This window comes from Bradyrhizobium sp. LeoB3 (genome assembly GCF_055456055.1).
In genome coordinates, this window is sequence record NZ_JBVBEF010000370.1 from 1 (window position 1) to 512 (window position 512).

At 61.3% G+C, this 512-nt stretch carries 1 protein-coding gene; it reads right to left on the minus strand.

Going from position 1 to position 512, the window contains the following annotated elements; genetic code table 11:
* The coding region (locus ACZXDY_RS46370; RefSeq protein ID WP_464350081.1) for a transposase at positions 1–410 on the minus strand (410 nt) is incomplete at its 3' end.
* Positions 411–512: the final 102 nt, after the last annotated feature.

A 512-nucleotide genomic window follows, 5' to 3' on the forward strand; every position in this document is an offset into this window, starting at 1 on the left:
GCGCTGATCGCCGAGGCCGAGAACGCATGCCCCACAAGTTCTTCGGTGACTTGCTTGACCTTCCGCGTCGAGACGCCTTGCACGTACATCTCGGCCAAGGCCGCTACCAGCGCCTTCTCCGAGCGCTGGTAGCGCTCGAACAGCTCGGTCGAGAACCGCCCCTGACGGTCCTGCGGCACCTTCAGCTCGATCTTGCCGACCCGGGTGATCAGCGAGCGGGGATAGTAGCCGGAGCGATAGCCAAGCCGTCCCTCGCTGCGCTCGCCTTTCTCCGCACCCAGCGTCTCCGTCATCTCGGCTTCGAGAATTTCCTGCACCGCACCCTGGATCAGCGGCTTCAGGAACTCCTTGTCCGACCTCAACAACTCTTTGACTGCAGAGACGTCCGTCCTAATCTTCGTCACGGTCATGGCGGGTCCAAGCTCCTCTATGAGCGGTGATCTTCGCAATCACCGGACTTACCATGACCGCTCCAGCCTCTCAGGCTTTTGCAGAACCTTCCGCACACTACC